General features: G+C 73.1%; 17 protein-coding genes. 10 read left to right on the top strand and 7 right to left on the bottom strand.

Annotated elements, in window-relative coordinates; genetic code table 11:
- Nucleotides 1-39: 39 nt before the first annotated feature.
- The gene (gene erpA, locus ACWGJO_RS37360) at nt 40-393 is read right to left on the bottom strand and encodes an iron-sulfur cluster insertion protein ErpA (RefSeq protein WP_452190109.1); all 354 of its coding nucleotides are present in this window, start codon (nt 391-393) and stop codon (nt 40-42) included.
- Between the two features lie 244 nt (nt 394-637).
- Here erpA and ACWGJO_RS37355 point away from each other — a divergent pair, with 244 nt between their 5' ends.
- Nucleotides 638-1,498, top strand: a complete 861-nt coding sequence (locus tag ACWGJO_RS37355) for an N-acetyltransferase family protein (RefSeq protein WP_452190108.1) — start codon at nt 638-640, stop codon at nt 1,496-1,498.
- A 59-nt stretch (nt 1,499-1,557) separates the two neighbouring features.
- Here ACWGJO_RS37355 and ACWGJO_RS37350 read toward each other — a convergent pair whose 3' ends face one another.
- From ACWGJO_RS37350 to ACWGJO_RS37340, 3 genes are all read right to left on the bottom strand, one after another.
- A complete protein-coding gene (locus ACWGJO_RS37350; RefSeq protein ID WP_452190107.1) occupies nt 1,558-2,925 on the bottom strand; it encodes a pyridoxal phosphate-dependent decarboxylase family protein in 1,368 nt (455 codons plus the stop codon).
- Nucleotides 2,926-3,166: 241 nt separating this feature from the next.
- Nucleotides 3,167-3,631: an Lrp/AsnC family transcriptional regulator gene (locus ACWGJO_RS37345; RefSeq protein ID WP_049651848.1), complete on the bottom strand. Its 465-nt coding sequence runs from the start codon at nt 3,629-3,631 to the stop codon at nt 3,167-3,169.
- 136 nt (nt 3,632-3,767) lie between these two features.
- Nucleotides 3,768-4,691, bottom strand: a complete 924-nt coding sequence (locus ACWGJO_RS37340; protein ID WP_387689242.1) for an NADP-dependent oxidoreductase — start codon at nt 4,689-4,691, stop codon at nt 3,768-3,770.
- Nucleotides 4,692-4,910: 219 nt separating this feature from the next.
- On the opposite strand from ACWGJO_RS37340, the gene nadA reads away from it, so the two are divergent.
- Complete coding sequence (gene nadA / locus ACWGJO_RS37335) at nt 4,911-6,095, top strand: quinolinate synthase NadA (protein ID WP_380546007.1); 1,185 nt, start codon at nt 4,911-4,913, stop codon at nt 6,093-6,095.
- 82 nt (nt 6,096-6,177) lie between these two features.
- Here the strand turns inward: nadA and pspAA are convergent, their stop codons facing one another.
- Nucleotides 6,178-6,471 (bottom strand): PspA-associated protein PspAA, encoded by a 294-nt coding sequence (gene pspAA, locus ACWGJO_RS37330; RefSeq protein WP_452190106.1) that lies wholly within the window; start codon nt 6,469-6,471, stop codon nt 6,178-6,180.
- A 36-nt stretch (nt 6,472-6,507) separates the two neighbouring features.
- A complete protein-coding gene (locus ACWGJO_RS37325; RefSeq protein WP_380546013.1) occupies nt 6,508-7,296 on the bottom strand; it encodes a PspA/IM30 family protein in 789 nt (262 codons plus the stop codon).
- Between the two features lie 316 nt (nt 7,297-7,612).
- Between ACWGJO_RS37325 and ACWGJO_RS37320 the strand changes: the two genes are divergently transcribed.
- Nucleotides 7,613-8,212, top strand: coding sequence for a DUF3043 domain-containing protein (locus ACWGJO_RS37320; protein WP_359897026.1), 600 nt, complete (start codon nt 7,613-7,615; stop codon nt 8,210-8,212).
- A gap of 158 nt (nt 8,213-8,370) precedes the next feature.
- The gene (locus tag ACWGJO_RS37315) at nt 8,371-9,111 is read left to right on the top strand and encodes a class I SAM-dependent methyltransferase (protein ID WP_452190110.1); all 741 of its coding nucleotides are present in this window, start codon (nt 8,371-8,373) and stop codon (nt 9,109-9,111) included.
- A 77-nt stretch (nt 9,112-9,188) separates the two neighbouring features.
- Here ACWGJO_RS37315 and ACWGJO_RS37310 read toward each other — a convergent pair whose 3' ends face one another.
- The gene (locus tag ACWGJO_RS37310; protein WP_452190105.1) at nt 9,189-9,389 is read right to left on the bottom strand and encodes a hypothetical protein; all 201 of its coding nucleotides are present in this window, start codon (nt 9,387-9,389) and stop codon (nt 9,189-9,191) included.
- 109 nt (nt 9,390-9,498) lie between these two features.
- Between ACWGJO_RS37310 and cobU the strand changes: the two genes are divergently transcribed.
- The 6 genes from cobU to ACWGJO_RS37280 all read left to right on the top strand — a co-directional run.
- Nucleotides 9,499-10,086 (top strand): bifunctional adenosylcobinamide kinase/adenosylcobinamide-phosphate guanylyltransferase, encoded by a 588-nt coding sequence (gene cobU / locus ACWGJO_RS37305; protein ID WP_452190104.1) that lies wholly within the window; start codon nt 9,499-9,501, stop codon nt 10,084-10,086.
- A 28-nt stretch (nt 10,087-10,114) separates the two neighbouring features.
- Nucleotides 10,115-11,239: a nicotinate-nucleotide--dimethylbenzimidazole phosphoribosyltransferase gene (locus ACWGJO_RS37300; RefSeq protein ID WP_387729467.1), complete on the top strand. Its 1,125-nt coding sequence runs from the start codon at nt 10,115-10,117 to the stop codon at nt 11,237-11,239.
- A gap of 87 nt (nt 11,240-11,326) precedes the next feature.
- Entirely contained in the window at nt 11,327-12,118 is a 792-nt protein-coding gene (locus tag ACWGJO_RS37295) for an adenosylcobinamide-GDP ribazoletransferase (RefSeq protein WP_452190103.1), read from the top strand.
- 258 nt (nt 12,119-12,376) lie between these two features.
- On the top strand, nt 12,377-13,879 hold the full coding sequence (locus tag ACWGJO_RS37290; protein ID WP_452190102.1) for a leucyl aminopeptidase: 1,503 nt from the start codon (nt 12,377-12,379) through the stop codon (nt 13,877-13,879).
- 428 nt (nt 13,880-14,307) lie between these two features.
- Nucleotides 14,308-15,714: a dihydrolipoyl dehydrogenase gene (lpdA, locus tag ACWGJO_RS37285; protein WP_359897017.1), complete on the top strand. Its 1,407-nt coding sequence runs from the start codon at nt 14,308-14,310 to the stop codon at nt 15,712-15,714.
- Between the two features lie 80 nt (nt 15,715-15,794).
- Nucleotides 15,795-16,193, top strand: a 399-nt coding sequence (locus ACWGJO_RS37280; RefSeq protein WP_452190101.1) for a biotin/lipoyl-containing protein, incomplete at its 3' end; no start/stop codon positions are given.

The raw sequence follows: 16,193 nt of genomic DNA, 5'->3' as shown, positions 1-16,193 counted from the left end.
GCCCCGGGGTGATCCCCGGGGCCGCCTTCCGCAGCGGGCCTAGCTGAACGAGTCGCCGCAGGCGCAGGAGCCGGTGGCGTTCGGGTTGTCGATGGTGAAGCCCTGCTTCTCGATGGTGTCGACGAAGTCGACGGTGGCGCCGCCCAGGTACGGGGCGCTCATCCGGTCGGTGACGACCTTGACACCGTCGAAGTCCTTGATCACGTCGCCGTCGAGCGAGCGCTCGTCGAAGAACAGCTGGTAACGCAGGCCGGAGCAGCCACCGGGCTGGACGGCGACGCGCAGCGCGAGGTCCTCGCGGCCCTCCTGCTCCAGCAGGGCCTTGACCTTGCCCGCGGCGGCCTCGGTGAGGAGGATGCCACTCTCGACGGTGGTCTCGTCCTGGACGGTCATCTGCTTTCTCCCGGTCTTGACGACGGTCTGCCGCCAGTGCCAACCAACGGCCGTCCGGTTTCATTTCCCGGACGGCGATTGATTTCTGCGGCCTGTTCGCGACCGAATATCCGTGGGCCGGGTGTGCCACCCGCGTCCCCTACGCTCCCCATGCTCGCACACCCCCGCGGGACGGGTCACCGCGCGAGGTGCGGATCCGGGCGAACGGCCCCGCGGCGGGCCGCCGGACGCCAGGATGGTTCCCATGATCCTTCGCCCGGTCAGGGACACCGCCGCGGACGCGGAGGCCGTCCAGGAGCTCGCCGACGCCGCGTTCGCCGACGCCTCCCCGGCCGCGGCGGCACCGGGGCCGACGCCGCTGCGGCTGGCCCGGACCAGACACCTGGCGCGCACCGATCCCGGCGGCTGCTGGCTGGCGGAGAGTGCCGGCGAGCCGGTCGGGGCGGTGCTGTCGATCCGCCGGGAGGGCCTGTGGGCGCCGTCGCTGTACGCCGTCCGGCCGTCCGCGCAGGGCAGGGGCGTCGGGCGGCTGCTGCTGGAACGGGCGGCGGCGCACTCCCGGGGCTGTCTGCGCGGGATGGTCTGCGCGGCGGACTCCCCGGCGGCGGCCCGCCGCTACCGGCTGGCCGGCTTCACCCTGCACCCGGCGATGCGGCTGGCCGGGCGGGTGGACCGGGAGGGGCTGCTCGACCCGGGGGACATCCCGGTGCACCGCGGCAACGCCACACACCTGCACCTGCTGGACTCGGTGGACCGGCGGCTGCGCGGGTCCGCGCACGGGCCGGACCACGAGCTGATGCTGGGCCACTTCGAGGAGCTGCTGATCGCCGACGCGCTGGCCGGCAGCGGCTACTGCTACCGGGACGGCGGCGTGGTGCGGCTGCTCGCGGCCACCAGCAAGCGGATCGCCGCCCGGCTGCTGCGCGAGGCGCTGTCCCGGGTGCCGGAGGGGACCGAGGCGCGGGTGGAGCACCTGACCGCGGAGCAGGAGTGGGCGCTGGACGTCGGGCTGGAGGTCGGGCTGACGCCGCGGGCCGGAGGCTTCGTCGGGGTCCGCGGGATGCGGCCGCCGGCGCCGTACCTGCCGAGCGGGGCGTTCCTGTAGGGCACGGGCACGCGTACGGCCCCGCCGGGACTGCCGACGGGGCCGTGACGGGAGCGGACTCAGACCATGGTGTCCAGGATCTCCCGGACCATCTCCATGGTGGTGCCCGGGTGCAGGAAGGCGAACCGGGCGACCGTCTCGCCGTCCCAGCCGGTGGGGGTGACGAAGCCGATCTGGTCCGCGAGCAGCTGCTGCGACCAGCGGTAGTAGTCGTCGTTGGTCCAGCCCTTGCGCTTGAAGCAGACCGCCGAGAGCTGCGGGTCGAACAGCAGCTCCAGGTGCTCGGTCTCGCGGATCAGCTGCGCGGTCTCGCGGGCCAGGGTGAGGCCGGCCTCGATGGCGTCGGTGTAGGCCTGGACGCCGTGCACGGCCAGCGAGAACCAGAGCGGCAGGCCGCGGGCGCGCCGGGTCAGGTGGTAGGCGTAGTCGGTGGGGTTCCACTCGTCGCCCTCGGTGTGCAGGACGTCCAGGTAGGAGGCGTCCTGGGTGTGCACGGCGCGGGCGAGCTGCGGGTGGCGGTAGATCAGCGCGGCGCAGTCGAAGGGGGCGAACAGCCACTTGTGCGGGTCGACCACGAAGGAGTCGGCGTGCTCGATGCCCTCGTAGCGCTCCCGCACCGAGGGGGCGAACAGGCCCGCGCCGCCGTAGGCGCCGTCCACGTGGAACCACAGGTCGCGCTCGCGGGCGACCTCGGCCAGGCCCTTGAGGTCGTCGACGATGCCCTCGTTGGTGGTTCCGGCGGTGCCGACGACGCCGATCACCGTCTCCGGGTTCGGGTCGGCGGCCAGGGCGGCGCGCAGCGCCTCGCCGGTGAACCGGCGGTCGACGGTCGGGACCTTGAAGGCCTCGACGCCGATGATGTTGAAGGTGTTCTTGACCGAGGAGTGCACCTGGTCGGCGACGGCTATCCGCAGCCGCGCCTCCGGTCCGACGCCGAGCCGGCGGCGGGCGGTGTCGCGGGCGACCACCAGGGCGGAGAGGTTGCCCGCCGAGCCGCCGGAGACGAAGGTGCCGCCGGCCGACTGGGGCAGGCCCGCGCGGTCGGCGATCAGGCGCAGCACCTGGTTCTCGGCGGCGATCGCGCCGGCCGCCTCCAGCCAGGAGATGCCCTGCAGGGAGGCGCAGGAGACGACCATGTCGAACAGCAGCGCGGCCTTGGTCGGGGCGCACGGGATGAAGGACAGGTAGCGCGGGCTGTCGGCGGAGATGACCGCCCGGGACAGCTCGTGGTCGTACAGCTTGAGCACGTCGACCGGGTTGTTGCCGTCCTGGTTCAGCAGGCCGGACAGCTGGGCGCGCAGGTGCTCGCCGTCCCCGGGGTGGTCGAGCGGGACGGGGTCGTACTGCAGCCGCTCCCGCATGTAGTCGAAAACCAGGTCGACCAGTTCGTTGTCGGGCCGGTGCATGCGGTCGGGTGCTGCGGACACGGCTGTCCCTCTCGGCGTGGGGTGTCGGGGGGCGTCCGACCGGCGGGACGCCTCACCGCGACGACCGGACGTGATCAGCGTAGGCAGCACGAGCGCCTCACCGCGCGTCGGAACGCGGCTGGTCAGGCAGGTTTCGGGCGTCTTCGGGCCGGTCCGCGCAGGATTCCTGCGTGCGGGCCGGGAAGGTCGTGTCCGGTGGGTCCCGGCGGGCCCGGCGAGGCTCCGCGGGACACCGCCCGGGTCACCCGATGAGCTGGGAGAGGACCACCGAGGAGCGGCTGCGCTGGACGCCGGGCTCGCGCCGGATGCGCTCGATGACGGCCTCCAGGTGGCGCATGTCGGCGGCCCGCAGGTGCACCAGGGCGTCCGGGTCGCCGGTGACCGTCCAGGCGGCGACCACCTCGGGGAACTGCCGCAGGCTGGCGAGGATCTCCTCGGGGGCGGTGCGCTCGCGGCAGTAGACCTCGACGAAGGCCTCGGTCTGCCAGCCCAGCACGGACGGGTCGAGCACCACGGTGAAGCCCCGCACCACGCCGCGCGCCCGCAGCCGGTCGATCCGCCGGCGTACGGCGGTGGCGGAGAGGTTCACCTGCAGGCCGATCTCGGCGTACGAGGCGCGGCCGTCGCTGCCGAGCCGGGCGAGCAGGAGCCGGTCGGTCTCGTCCAGGTCGGCCCCGACCACCTCGTGCGCTCGGCTGCTGGTCATGGGTGCGGGGCTCCACGGTCGTACGGGGGTCGGTGGGGCGCTCCGGCGGCGGGCTGCCACTGCCGAAACGGTTCGTCACCATTCTGGCGGATGACCTGGACGAGTTCACCGCCGAAGGATGACGGGCCGGAGGCCGTCACGGAACGAGCAGCACGATCTTCCCCCGGGTGCGGCCCTCGGCGCTGAGCGCCTGGGCGGAGGCGGCCTGGGCCAGCGGGAAGGTCGAGGCGACGGTGACCGTCAGCCGGCCGTCGTCGGCGAGCGCGGCCAGCTCGGCGAGGTCGCCGGCGTCCGGGCGGACCCAGACGTACCGGCCGCCGAGCGCCTTGACCCCGAAGTCGGTGATCGAGGCGATCCGGCCCGGGTCGGCCACCAGGCCGGCCGAGACCTGGACGGCACCGTGGCCGACCAGGTCGAGGGCCGCGTCCACCCCGTCGGGGGCGAGCGCGCGGACCCGGTCGGCCAGGCCCTCGCCGTACACCACCGGCTCGGCGCCGAGGCCCCGCAGGAAGTCGTGGTTGCGCTCGGCCGCGGTACCGATCACCCGGGCGCCGAAGGCCCGGGCCAGCTGCACCGCCAGGTGACCGACCCCGCCCGCGGCGGCGTGCACCAGGACGGTCTCCCCCTCGGCGAGGCGCAGCGCCCGCAGGCCCTGCAGGGCGGTGAGCCCGGCCAGCGGCAGACCGCCGGACTGCGCCCAGTCCAGCGCGGCCGGCTTGCGGGCCAGGGTGCGGACCGGGGCGGAGACCAGCTCGGCGTAGGTGCCGTGCTCGACGGCGTCCTTGCGGACGTAGCCGTACACCTCGTCGCCCGGGGCGAACTCGGTGATCCCGCCGCCGACGGCGCGCACCACGCCGGCCAGGTCCCAGCCCATGACCAGCGGGAAGTGCGCGTCGAGGATGCCGTCCAGGGCGCCGTCCCGGACCTTCCAGTCCACCGGGTTCACCCCGGCCGCCCGGACCTCGACCAGGACCGAGTCGGGTCCGACCTTGGGGTCGGGCAGGTCGGTGTACTCGACCACCTCGGGGCCGCCGTAGCGGTTGATCGCGATTGCTTTCATGGCTCAGCCATACCCGCGGGCTTCGAAGTATCGATTCGGCCACGCCGGACTGCCCCGAATCGGCTATCGGGCTCCGCCGGGGGTCCGTTTCGGCGAGCGGTTCTCGTCACATCGACAGGATGGCCATCGTCACTCTGACGCTAAGCGGTTAGAATAGATAGCGTCAGTTAGACGAAAAGGCCCCACCGCTAGCTCGGCCGCACAGAAGGGCACCCGCCCGTGACCACCACCATCACCGAGACCCACGGCGTCGACCCCACTCCGACGCCGCTCGCTCTGCTGCTGCTCGGCCGCGAGGCCGATCCGAACAGCGAGCGCGGCGTCGAATGCCCCGGTGACCTCCCCCCGGCCTCCGACCCGAACCTCGTCGAGCGCGCCCGCGCGGCCAAGGCCGCGCTCGGCGACCGCGTCTTCATCCTCGGCCACCACTACCAGCGCGACGAGGTGATCGAGTTCGCCGACGTCACCGGCGACTCCTTCAAGCTCGCCCGCGACGCGGCGGCCCGCCCGGAGGCCGAGTACATCGTCTTCTGCGGCGTGCACTTCATGGCCGAGTCCGCGGACATCCTCACCAGTGAGCGGCAGCAGGTCGTCCTGCCGGACCTCGCGGCCGGCTGCTCGATGGCCGACATGGCCACCGCCGAGCAGGTCGCCGAGTGCTGGGACGTGCTGACCGACGCCGGCATAGCCGATGTCACCGTCCCCGTCTCGTACATGAACTCCTCCGCCGACATCAAGGCCTTCACCGGCCGGCACGGCGGCCTCATCTGCACCTCCTCCAACGCCAAGCGCGCCCTGGAGTGGGCCTTCGAGCAGGGCCAGAAGGTGCTGTTCCTGCCCGACCAGCACCTCGGCCGCAACACCGCGGTGCGGGACATGGGCTTCTCGCTGGACGACTGCGTGGTCTACAACCCGCACCGGCCGAACGGCGGCCTGACCGCCGAGCAGCTGCGGGACGCCAAGATGATCCTCTGGCGCGGCCACTGCTCGGTGCACGGCCGGTTCAGCCTGGACTCGGTCAACGACGTCCGCGAGCGGATCCCCGGCGTGACCGTCCTGGTGCACCCCGAGTGCAAGCACGAGGTCGTCGCGGCCGCCGACATGGTGGGCTCGACCGAGTACATCATCAAGGCGCTGGACGCCGCCGAGCCCGGCTCCAAGTGGGCCATCGGCACCGAGCTGAACCTCGTCCGCCGCCTGGCCAAGGCGCACCCGGACAAGGAGATCGTCTTCCTGGACCGCGCGGTCTGCTTCTGCTCGACCATGAACCGGATCGACCTGCCGCACCTGGTGTGGGCGCTGGAGTCGCTGGTCGAGGGCCGGGTGCCGAACGTGATCACCGTCGACCCGGAGACCGAGAAGCACGCCAAGGCGGCCCTGGACCGGATGCTGGCCCTGCCGTAGCCCGTCCCGCGGACAACGGCGAAGGGCGGGCCCCCTCCCACCGGAGGGGGCCCGCCCTTTCGTCTGGCAGCAGCCGCGGGCGCTACTCGGGGAAGCCCGGGATCACGCCCTCGCCGTCGGCCATCAGCAGCTCGCGGACCTCGTCGATCGTCGCCTCGGCACTCGGCAGGATCAGCTCGGACGGCTCCAGCGAATCCAGCGGCACCGGGGTGCCGTACTGCTTCACCGCGTCGATGAGCTTGCCGTAGGCCTGGCGGAAGAGCGTCTCGTCCCCCGACTCCACTGCAGTGACGAGCTCGGCGTCGAGCTCGTTGAGCAGGCTCAGGTGGTCGTCGCCCACCTCGTACTGCCCCTCACCCATGACCCTCATGATCATGCCGTGCGTCTCCCTGGTTCGTGGGTCGAGCTCAGATCACTTGTTGTAATTGATGCGCGGGGTGTCCTGCTGCGGCTGCGGCTGGACGTCCTGCTTGCCCTGCTCGATCGCGGCAGGGCCGGTCGAGGAGGGGCCGGACAGCTCGGCCTTCATCCGGGCCAGCTCCAGCTCGACGTCGGAACCGCCGGCCACCCGCTCCAGCTCGGCCTCGATGTCGTCCTTGCGGCCGAGACCGCTCGCGTCGTCGAGCGCGCCCGAGGCGAGCAGCTCGTCGATCGCACCGGCCCGGGCCTGCATCTGGGCCGTCTTGTCCTCGGCACGCTGGATCGCCAGGCCGACATCGCCCATCTCCTCCGAGATCCCGGAGAAGGACTCGGCGATGCGGGTCTGCGCCTGGGCGGCCGTGTACGTCGCCTTGATGGTCTCCTTCTTGGTGCGGAAGGCGTCCACCTTGGCCTGAAGTCGCTGGGAGGCGAGCGTGAGCTTCTCCTCCTCGGCCTGGAGCTGCTGGTACTGCGTCTCCAGGTCGGTGATCTGCGACTGCATGTTGGCCTTGCGGGTCAGCGCCTCGCGGGCGAGGTCCTCGCGGCCGAGCGACAGCGCCTTGCGGCCCTGGTCCTCGTACTTGGCGGACTGCTGCTGCAGCTGCGTCAGCTGGAGTTCGAGCCGCTTGCGCGAGGTCGCGACGTCCGCGACACCACGCCGTACCTTCTGCAGCAGTTCGAGCTGCTTCTGGTAGGAGTAGTCGAGCGTCTCACGGGGATCCTCCGCCCGATCCAAGGCCTTGTTCGCCTTGGAGCGGAAGATCAACCCCATACGCTTCATGATTCCGTCGCTCATGGGCCTCGGGTGCCCCCTTCTCCGGCCTGCGGTCTTTATCTCGTTACCAGACACGACGAGTGTATGTGCAGCGAGCCCGTCGCCGCAGTGCACCTGCCTGCAACAAGACTGCTACAGCGACCAGTGGCGTTTCCTCCTCCCCCGGGTGGATCCGCCCCTCATACCCCCCATCGTCCATCCGACTGATCCCCTACGGGAAGACCCCGGGAAACCCGCTTCGGACGGCGACCTGGCGGTATCGATATGCGTTTGGGTCCGAGGGCACCCGTGGAAGCCGCGTCGCACCCCGTACGCTGGTGGTGTGTTCCGACGCCGTTCAGATGATGCCGCCGCCTCCGCCACCGTGCTGGAGAAGCAGGACGAGACGACCCAGGCCCGCGATCCGCAGGCCAAGAAGGGCCGCCCCACCCCCAAGCGCAGTGAGGCCGAGGCCAACCGGCGTACCCGGGTGACCGTGCCCAAGGACCGCAAGGAGGCCGCCCGTCAAGGGCGCGAGCGGATGCGCACCGAGCGCGAGAAGCAGCGCCAGGCCCTGATGAACGGCGACGAGCGCCACCTGCCGGCCCGCGACAAGGGCCCGGTGCGCAAGTTCGCCCGCGACTACGTGGACTCCCGCTGGTCGCTCGCCGAGTTCTTCCTGCCGGCCGCCGTGGTCATCCTGGTGCTCAGCATCGTCAAGGTGCCGACGCTCCAGTTGCTCTCCACCCTGCTGTTCCTGCTGTTCTTCGTGCTCGTGATCCTGGACTTCGTCCGCCTCGGCTTCGGTCTGCGCAAGCAGCTCGCCGAGCGCTTCGCCGGGCAGAACACCCGCGGCGCCGTCGCGTACGGCATCATGCGCACCCTCCAGATGCGCCGGCTGCGCCTGCCCAAGCCGCAGGTGCGGCGCGGGGAGAAGCCCTGACCGCCGAACCGGTCGACTCCGGCTGGGCCCCCCCGTCCTGGGAGGGGCCCGGCCTCTACGCGCTTCCGGGGCAGGGGGACGGCGGCCACGACCGTCTCGCCCAGGAGCGCAGGCTGCCCTCGCGCAGCGGGTCCTTCGCGGGCGGCACCGGCGCCTGGCTGGACCGGCTCGGCGGGCTGCGCAACTTCGTCCGTCAGGAGCTCGTCGCCCGCCAGCTCGCCGAGCAGCTCGCCGGGCGCAGCGCGCAGCGGGTGCTCGACATCGGCTGCGGCCAGGGCACCCAGGCCCTGCGGCTGGCCCGGGCCGGCCACTACGTCACCGGGATCGACTCGGACCCGGTCGCGCTCGGCGTCGCCCAGGGGGCGCTCGCCGAGGAGCCGTCGGAGGTCCGCGGCCGGATGCAGCTGCTCAGCGGCGACGGCCACCAGTGCGGGCGCTGGTTCGGCCCGCGCAGCTTCGACGTGGTGCTCTGCCACGGCGTGCTGATGTACCTGCCCGACCCCGATCCGATGATCGCCTCGCTGGCCCGGCTGCTGGCCCCCGGCGGGTTGCTCTCGCTGCTGGTCCGCAACCGCGACGCGCTCGCGCTGCGGCCGGCCGCCGCCGGGGACTGGCGGGCCGCCCTGCACGCCTTCGAGAGCGACCGGTACTACAACCGGCTCGGGCTGGCCGCGCGGGCCGACCGGCTCGGCGACCTCACCGTCACCCTCTCCGAGGTGTCGGTGCCGCTGCGGCACTGGTACGGCGTGCGGGTCTTCACCGACAACGCCCCGGACGACGCGGCCCCGCCGGTGGACGGGCGGCAGCTGGCCCAGCTCCTGGAAGCCGAGTACCGGGCCGGCCGCACCGACCCGTACCGGCAGGTCGCCGCGCTCCTGCACGTGATCGGGGCGAAGTAGCCCCGGGGCGGAGCCGATCCGGCCGGAGCCGATCCGGGGCGGAGCAGCCGCCGGGCGACCGCCCCACCCCGTCGGGCCTACTCCTCGCGCAGGCTCATCGCATAGACGACGCGCTCGTCGTCCAGCAGCACCGCGGTGTCCACACCGTCCTCCGCGAGCTGCTTCCAGGTCTCCCCGATCCAGGTCTCGGCGTCTCCCTGGCCCGCGAACTCCTCCTGGCCGCCGCCGGGCGTCACCGCGCTGCCGTCCGCCTTCTCGTACCGCCACGTCCAGACCATGCCGGCTCCTCCCACTGACCACGCTGCCTGTGTTGCTGCGCACCATAGCCTGCCCGGCCCGATCTTCCGTATGCCTGGTCCGGCGGCCCGGTCCGGCAGGATGGGCGGCATGGCGACCCCCTCCGAGCCCACCCGTCCCCCGCTGCCCCGCACCCTGCTGCTCGGCGGCGCCCGCTCCGGCAAGTCCACCCGCGCCGAACAGCTGCTCGCCGACCACCCGGACGTCCTGTACGTGGCCACCGGCGGCACCCGGGACGGCGACGCCGAGTGGGCCCAGCGGGTCGCGCTGCACCGGGAGCGCCGCCCGTCGAGCTGGCGCACCGCCGAGACCTGCGACCTGGAGGCCGTGCTGGCCGACCCCACCGACCCGGCCCCGGTGCTGGTCGACTGCCTGGCGCTGTGGCTGACCTCCGTCATGGACGAGTGCGACGCCTGGGACGACGAGGCCTGGGCGGACCGGGGCGAGCGCGCGGTCCAGCTCCGTTGCGAGGCGCTGGCTCGCGCCTGGGCGGCCACCGGGCGCACGGTCGTCGCGGTGAGCAACGAGGTCGGCATGGGCGTCGTCCCCGCCACCGCTGCGGGCCGCCGCTTCCGCGACACCCTGGGCCGGCTCAACATGGCCGTGGCGGACGCCTCGGAGCGGGTCCTGCTGGTCGTGGCCGGGCAGGTGCTGACCGTCAAGCCAGCCGCAGGCTGAACACCTTCGGCGTGTAGCCTTCCGGACGATGGACACGACCGTGGATCTCGATACGTTCTCCTCTCTCGTCGAGCGCCCCGACGAGAGCGCCCGGCGGGCCGCCGACGAGCGCTGGCAGGCGGCCGACCGCCCGCGCGGCGGGCTCGGCAGGCTGGAGGAGCTGGGCAGCTGGCTGGCCTCCGTGCAGGGGCGCTCCCCGGTGCGGCCGATCTCCGCTCCCAAGGTGCTCCTGTTCGCCGCCGACCACGGCGTCGCGGCGCTCGGGGTGTCCCGGATGCCCGCCGAGGGCGGCACCGCGGCCCGGGTGCGGGCCGTGCTCGACGGCAGCGCGCCGGTGTCCCGGCTGGCCGCGCGCTACGGCGCCCGGGTGCGGGTCGTCGACGTCGCGGTGGACGCCGACCCGGCCGACTTCCCGGACGAGGTGGTCACCCACCGGATCCGGCGCGGCTCCGGGCGGATCGACGTCGAGGACGCGCTCACCGCGCAGGAGACCGTCCGGGCGTTCCGGGCCGGCATGGCCGTCGCCGACGAGGAGGCCGACGCCGGCACCGACCTGGTGCTGCTCGGCGACCTCGGGGTCGGCGCCACCACGGTGGCCGGCGTGCTGGTCGGCGCGCTCTGCGGGACGGACGCGGCGGCGGTGACCGGGCGCGGCTCCGGAATCGACGACCGGGTGTGGATGGTCAAGTGCGCCACGATCCGGGACTCGCTGCGGCGGGCCCGGCCGGTGCTCGGCGACCAGCTCGCGCTGCTCGGCGCCACCGGCGGGGCCGACTTCGCGGCGATCACCGGCTTCCTGCTCCAGGCGGCCGTGCGGCGGCTGCCGGTGGTGCTGGACGGTGTGGTCTCGGCGGCCTGCGCGCTGGTCGCGCAGCGGATCGCCTTCCGGGCGCCCGAGTGGTGGCGGGCCGGGCAGTCCAGCGGCGAGCCGGCCCAGGCGAAGGCGTACGACCGGCTGACCCTGACGCCGTTGCAGGACCAGGGCATCACCATGGGCGAGGGCTTCGGCGCGCTGCTGGCGCTGCCCCTGCTCCAGGCGGCGGGGGACGTGCTCGCGGACGAGGCGCCGAAGCCGTTCGTGCCGATGGCGCCGAGCGCGCCGAAGGAGCAGCCGAGGCTGCCTTCGGCGGCGGACCTGCTGCGGAAGCTGTAGCGGACCGGCCCGCGCCCCCGGCCGACGGCACGACAACCCCGGGAACGCCCCTGCCAGGGGCGTTCCCGCCGTGAGAGGAACGCGTTCATGGCGAGCGGCACCGATCGGGCCACCTGGGCCGACGGCCTGCGGTTCGGGTTCGGCACGCTGTCCGTACTGCGGGTGCGGGTGGAACGGTGGGACCGGGCGGCGGCGGCCCGGGCGATGCTGACGGCTCCGCTGGTCGGGCTGGTGCTGGGCGCACTGGCCGCCGCGGCCGGGGCCCTGGTGTCCTGGCGGGCGGGCGGGCCGCTCGGCGCGGTGACCGCGGTGGGAGTGCTCGCCGGGCTGACCCGGGGACTCCACCTGGACGGCCTGGCGGACGTCGCCGACGGACTGGGCAGCGGCAAGCCGGCCGAGGACGCGCTGCGCATCATGAAGCAGTCCGACATCGGCCCGTTCGGCGTGCTGACCCTGGTGCTCGTCCTGCTCGCCCAGGTGGCCGCGCTGGCCGGACAGTTCGCCCACTCCCCGCTGCGCGGCGCGCTCGCGGTGCTCGCCTCGGCGACGGCCGCGCGGTGCGCGCTCGCCTGGGGCTGCCTGCGGTCGGTGCCGGCCGCCCGGCCGGGGGGGCTGGGGGCGATGGTGGCGGGCACCGTGGCGCCCGCCGGAGCCGCCGCCGCGACGGCCGCCGCGGCACTCGCCCTGGCCGCGGCGGGACTGTCCGACGGATGGTCAGCCCTCCGTCTCCCGCTGGCCGTTGTGCTCGGCACGGGCTGCGCCCGACTGCTGCTCGGACGGTGTGTGCGCAGGTTCGGCGGGATCACCGGTGACGTGCTCGGCGCGATGGCCGAAACCGCCGCGACCGCCTCGCTGTTCGCCCTGGCGTTGCTCGGCTGATACCGGGCGGCGCGTGATCCCAGCATGCGGACTACCATGCGTGGAGCACCGCAGCCCTGCACCGTGGCAGGTCCTGCCCGCCCGGCGCGTACCGAGGAGCCGGGGCCTCTGGTGTGCGCGGCCGCCTCGGACGGACGCGCGCGCCAGGGGGCCCGGACCCCGGAGGCCCGCCGGCGGACGGCCTGCGACGGCGGGCTGCGCCGGTGCGGCAGCCTCGCCGTGGCCGGCCGTGGACCGCGAAAGAACAGGACGCATTACGTGACTGCATTGTCTGTGAGCACCTCCTCCGCCGCCTCGCTGCGCGCGGACGCCCTGGTGATCGGTGTCGCGAAGGGCCCGAAGGGCATCGTGCTGGCCCCCGGCGCCGAGGCCGTCAACGAGGCGTTCGAGGGCAAGCTGACCGAGGTCCTCAGCACCCTGGGCGCGACCGGCGCCGAGGGCGAGGCCGTCAAGGTCCCCTCCCCCGCCGGCCTGAAGGCCGCGCTCGTGCTCGCGGTCGGCCTGGGCGAGGCCGCCGAGGACGGCTACCAGCCGGAGGCGCTGCGCCGCGCCGCCGGTGTCGCCGCCCGTACGCTGGCCGGCGCCAAGAAGGCCGCGCTGGCCCTGCCCGCCGAGTCCGCCGCCGACATCGAGGCGGTCGCGCTGGGCGGCCTTCTCGGCTCGTACGCCTTCGGCACGTACAAGGCCAACGGCAACGGCAAGGAGCCGGTCGGCGAGCTGGTCCTGCTGGCCGCCCGCAAGGGCAGCAAGGACGCCAAGGCCGCCGTGGAGCGCGCCGCCGCGGTCGGCGAGGAGATGAACCGGGCCCGCGACCTGGTCAACACCGCGCCGAACGACCTGAACCCGAAGAGCTTCGCCGCGATCGCCCAGGCGGCCGGCAAGGAGCACGGCCTCAAGGTCGAGGTGCTGGACGAGAAGGCGCTGACCAAGGGCGGCTTCGGCGGCCTGCTGGGCGTCGGCGTCGGCTCGGAGAACCCGCCCCGCCTGGTGAAGGTGGCCTACACCCACCCGAAGGCCAAGGCCACCCTGGCGTTCGTCGGCAAGGGCATCACCTACGACTCGGGCGGCATCTCGCTGAAGCCGGCCGGCCACAACGAGACCATGAAGTGCGACATGGCCGGCGCCGCCGCCGTGTTCGCCGCCGTGGTGGCCGCCAAGCGCCTGGGCCTGGCCGTCAACGTGACGGGCTGGCTGGCGCTGGCCGAGAACATGCCGTCCGGCTCCGCCACCCGCCCGGGTGACGTGCTGAAGATGTACGGCGGCAAGACCGTCGAGGTCCTGAACACGGACGCCGAGGGCCGCCTGGTGCTGGCCGACGCGATCGTGCGGGCCGGCGAGGAGAACCCGGACGTCATCGTCGACGTGGCCACCCTGACCGGCGCCATGGTGCTGGCCCTGGGCAACCGCACCTTCGGCGTGATGGCCAACGACGACGAGCTGCGCGAGGAGCTGCACGTCCTGGCCGGCGAGGCGGGCGAGCAGTCCTGGCCGATGCCGCTGCCGGCGGACCTGCGCAAGGGCTTCACCGAGTCGACCATCGCCGACCTGGCCAACATGGGCGAGCGGATGGGCGGCGGCCTGGTGGCCGGCCTGTTCCTGAAGGAGTTCGTGGCCGAGGGCATCGACTGGGCGCACCTGGACATCGCCGGTCCGGCGTTCCACGAGGGCGCGCCGTACGGCTACACCCCGAAGGGCGGCACCGCGAGCGCGGTGCGCACCCTGGTCCGCTTCGCCGAGCAGCGGGCGAACGGCAAGGCCTGATCCAGGCATGCCCTGAACCAGGCACCCCGGGACCCGGGGCACCCCCTGGTCCAGGACCCGCTGCGACGGGGCCCGGCGCGTGTGCGCCGGGCCCCGTCGTCGTTCCGGCCCGGTTACCTGCGAGTAGGGCCGGTGGCCGTGGCGCACCTCTGTTCGCTGCGGGCGAAACTTTGTTCCACAGTACGGAAGAAGCTGCGACGGGCAACGCGGAAGACGCCCGTCCGGCGGCTGTCAACACCGCGCTGAGCTGCGATGATGCCCTTCCGTCGGGGGTGTTCGCGCCCCGGTGACCGCTCCGCGGGACACCCCTGGGGCGGACCCGGACATCAGCCACCGTGAACAAGTGCGAAGATGTATTTCCGGCACGACTGGGCGCCCCACAAAGGCTTCCGACCCACCGGACCGCGACCGGCCCGGCGACCCACCCCATGCATGGAGGACGTGACGTGGCGAACGACGCCAGCACCGTTTTCGACGTTGTCATTCTCGGAGGCGGAAGCGGCGGTTACGCCGCGGCGCTCCGCGCCGCTCAGCTGGGCCTGAGCGTCGCCCTGGTCGAGAAGGGTGAGCTGGGCGGCACCTGCCTGCACCGCGGCTGCATCCCGACCAAGGCGCTCCTGCACGCCGCGGAGATCGCGGACGAGACGAAGGAGGCCGCCGAGTTCGGCGTTCTGGCCACCTTCCAGGGCATCGACATCAACGGCGTCCACAAGTACAAGGACGACGTCATCGCCGGCCTGTACAAGGGCCTCCAGGGCCTGGTGGCCTCCCGCAAGGTCACCTTCATCCAGGGCGAGGGCAAGCTCTCCTCGCAGACCTCGGTGGACGTCAACGGCCAGCGCATCGAGGGCCGCCACATCGTCCTGGCCACCGGCTCCGTGCCGCGCTCGATCCCGGGCCTGGAGATCGACGGCAACCGCGTGATCTCCTCCGACCACGCCCTGAAGCTCGGCTTCATCCCGAAGTCGGCCGTCATCCTCGGCGGCGGCGTGATCGGCGTCGAGTTCGCCTCGGTCTGGAAGTCCTTCGGCGTCGAGGTCACCATCGTCGAGGCGCTGCCGCACCTCGTCCCGCTGGAGGACGAGAACTCCTCCAAGCTGCTGGAGCGCGCGTTCCGCAAGCGCGGCATCAAGTTCGAGCTGAAGGCCCGCTTCTCGGGCGTCGAGTACACCGAGACCGGTGTGCGCGTCTCCACCGAGAACGGCAAGCAGATCGACGCCGACCTGCTGCTCGTCGCCATCGGCCGCGGCCCGGTCTCCTCCGGCCTCGGCTACGAGGAGAACGGCGTCGCGATGGACCGCGGCTACGTCCTGGTCGACGAGTACATGCGCACCAACGTGCCCACCATCTCCGCCGTCGGCGACCTCGCCCCGACCCTCCAGCTGGCCCACGTCGGCTTCGCCGAGGGCATCCTGGTCGCCGAGCGCCTGGCCGGCCTCAAGCCGGTGCCGATCGACTACGACGGCGTTCCGCGCGTGACCTACTCCAACCCCGAGGTGGCCTCCGTCGGCATCTCCGAGGCCAAGGCCGTCGAGCTGTACGGCAAGGAGAAGGTCGTCACCCTGAAGTACAACCTGGCCGGCAACGGCAAGAGCAAGATCCTGAAGACCGCCGGCGAGATCAAGCTCGTCCAGGTCAAGGACGGCGCCGTGGTCGGCGTCCACATGGTCGGCGCCCGCATGGGCGAGCAGGTCGGAGAGGCCCAGCTGATCTACAACTGGGAGGCTCTCCCGGCCGAGGTCGCGCAGCTCATCCACGCGCACCCGACCCAGTCCGAGGCCCTGGGCGAGGCGCACCTGGCGCTGGCCGGCAAGCCGCTGCACGCGCACGACTGATCACGCCCCACCCCCTTTCCCGGTACTTCCCGTACGCAAGTACCTCCCGTACGCAAGACTTGATAGGAGTCGCTGAAACCATGGCGGTCTCAGTAACACTGCCCGCGCTGGGCGAGAGCGTTTCCGAGGGCACCGTCACCCGCTGGCTGAAGGCCGAGGGTGAGCGTGTCGAGGTCGACGAGCCGCTGCTGGAGGTGTCGACCGACAAGGTCGACACCGAGATCCCGGCCCCGGCCTCCGGCATCCTGGCCTCGATCAAGGTCGCCGAGGACGAGACCGTCGAGGTGGGCGCCGAGCTGGCGATCATCGACGACGGCTCGGGCGCCCCGGTCGCCGCCGCGGCCCCCGCCGCCGAGGCCGCGCCCGTCGCCGCCCCGGCCCCGGTCGCCGCCCCGGTCGCCGCTGCTCCGGCTCCGGCTCCGGTTGCCGCTCCGGCCCCGGTCGCCGCCGCGCCGGCCGCCGACGCCACCCCGGTGCTG

This window comes from Kitasatospora sp. NPDC054795, assembly GCF_053611565.1.
Note: the sequence above shows the minus strand (reverse complement) of the source record. Positions and strands in the feature narration are given on the sequence as shown.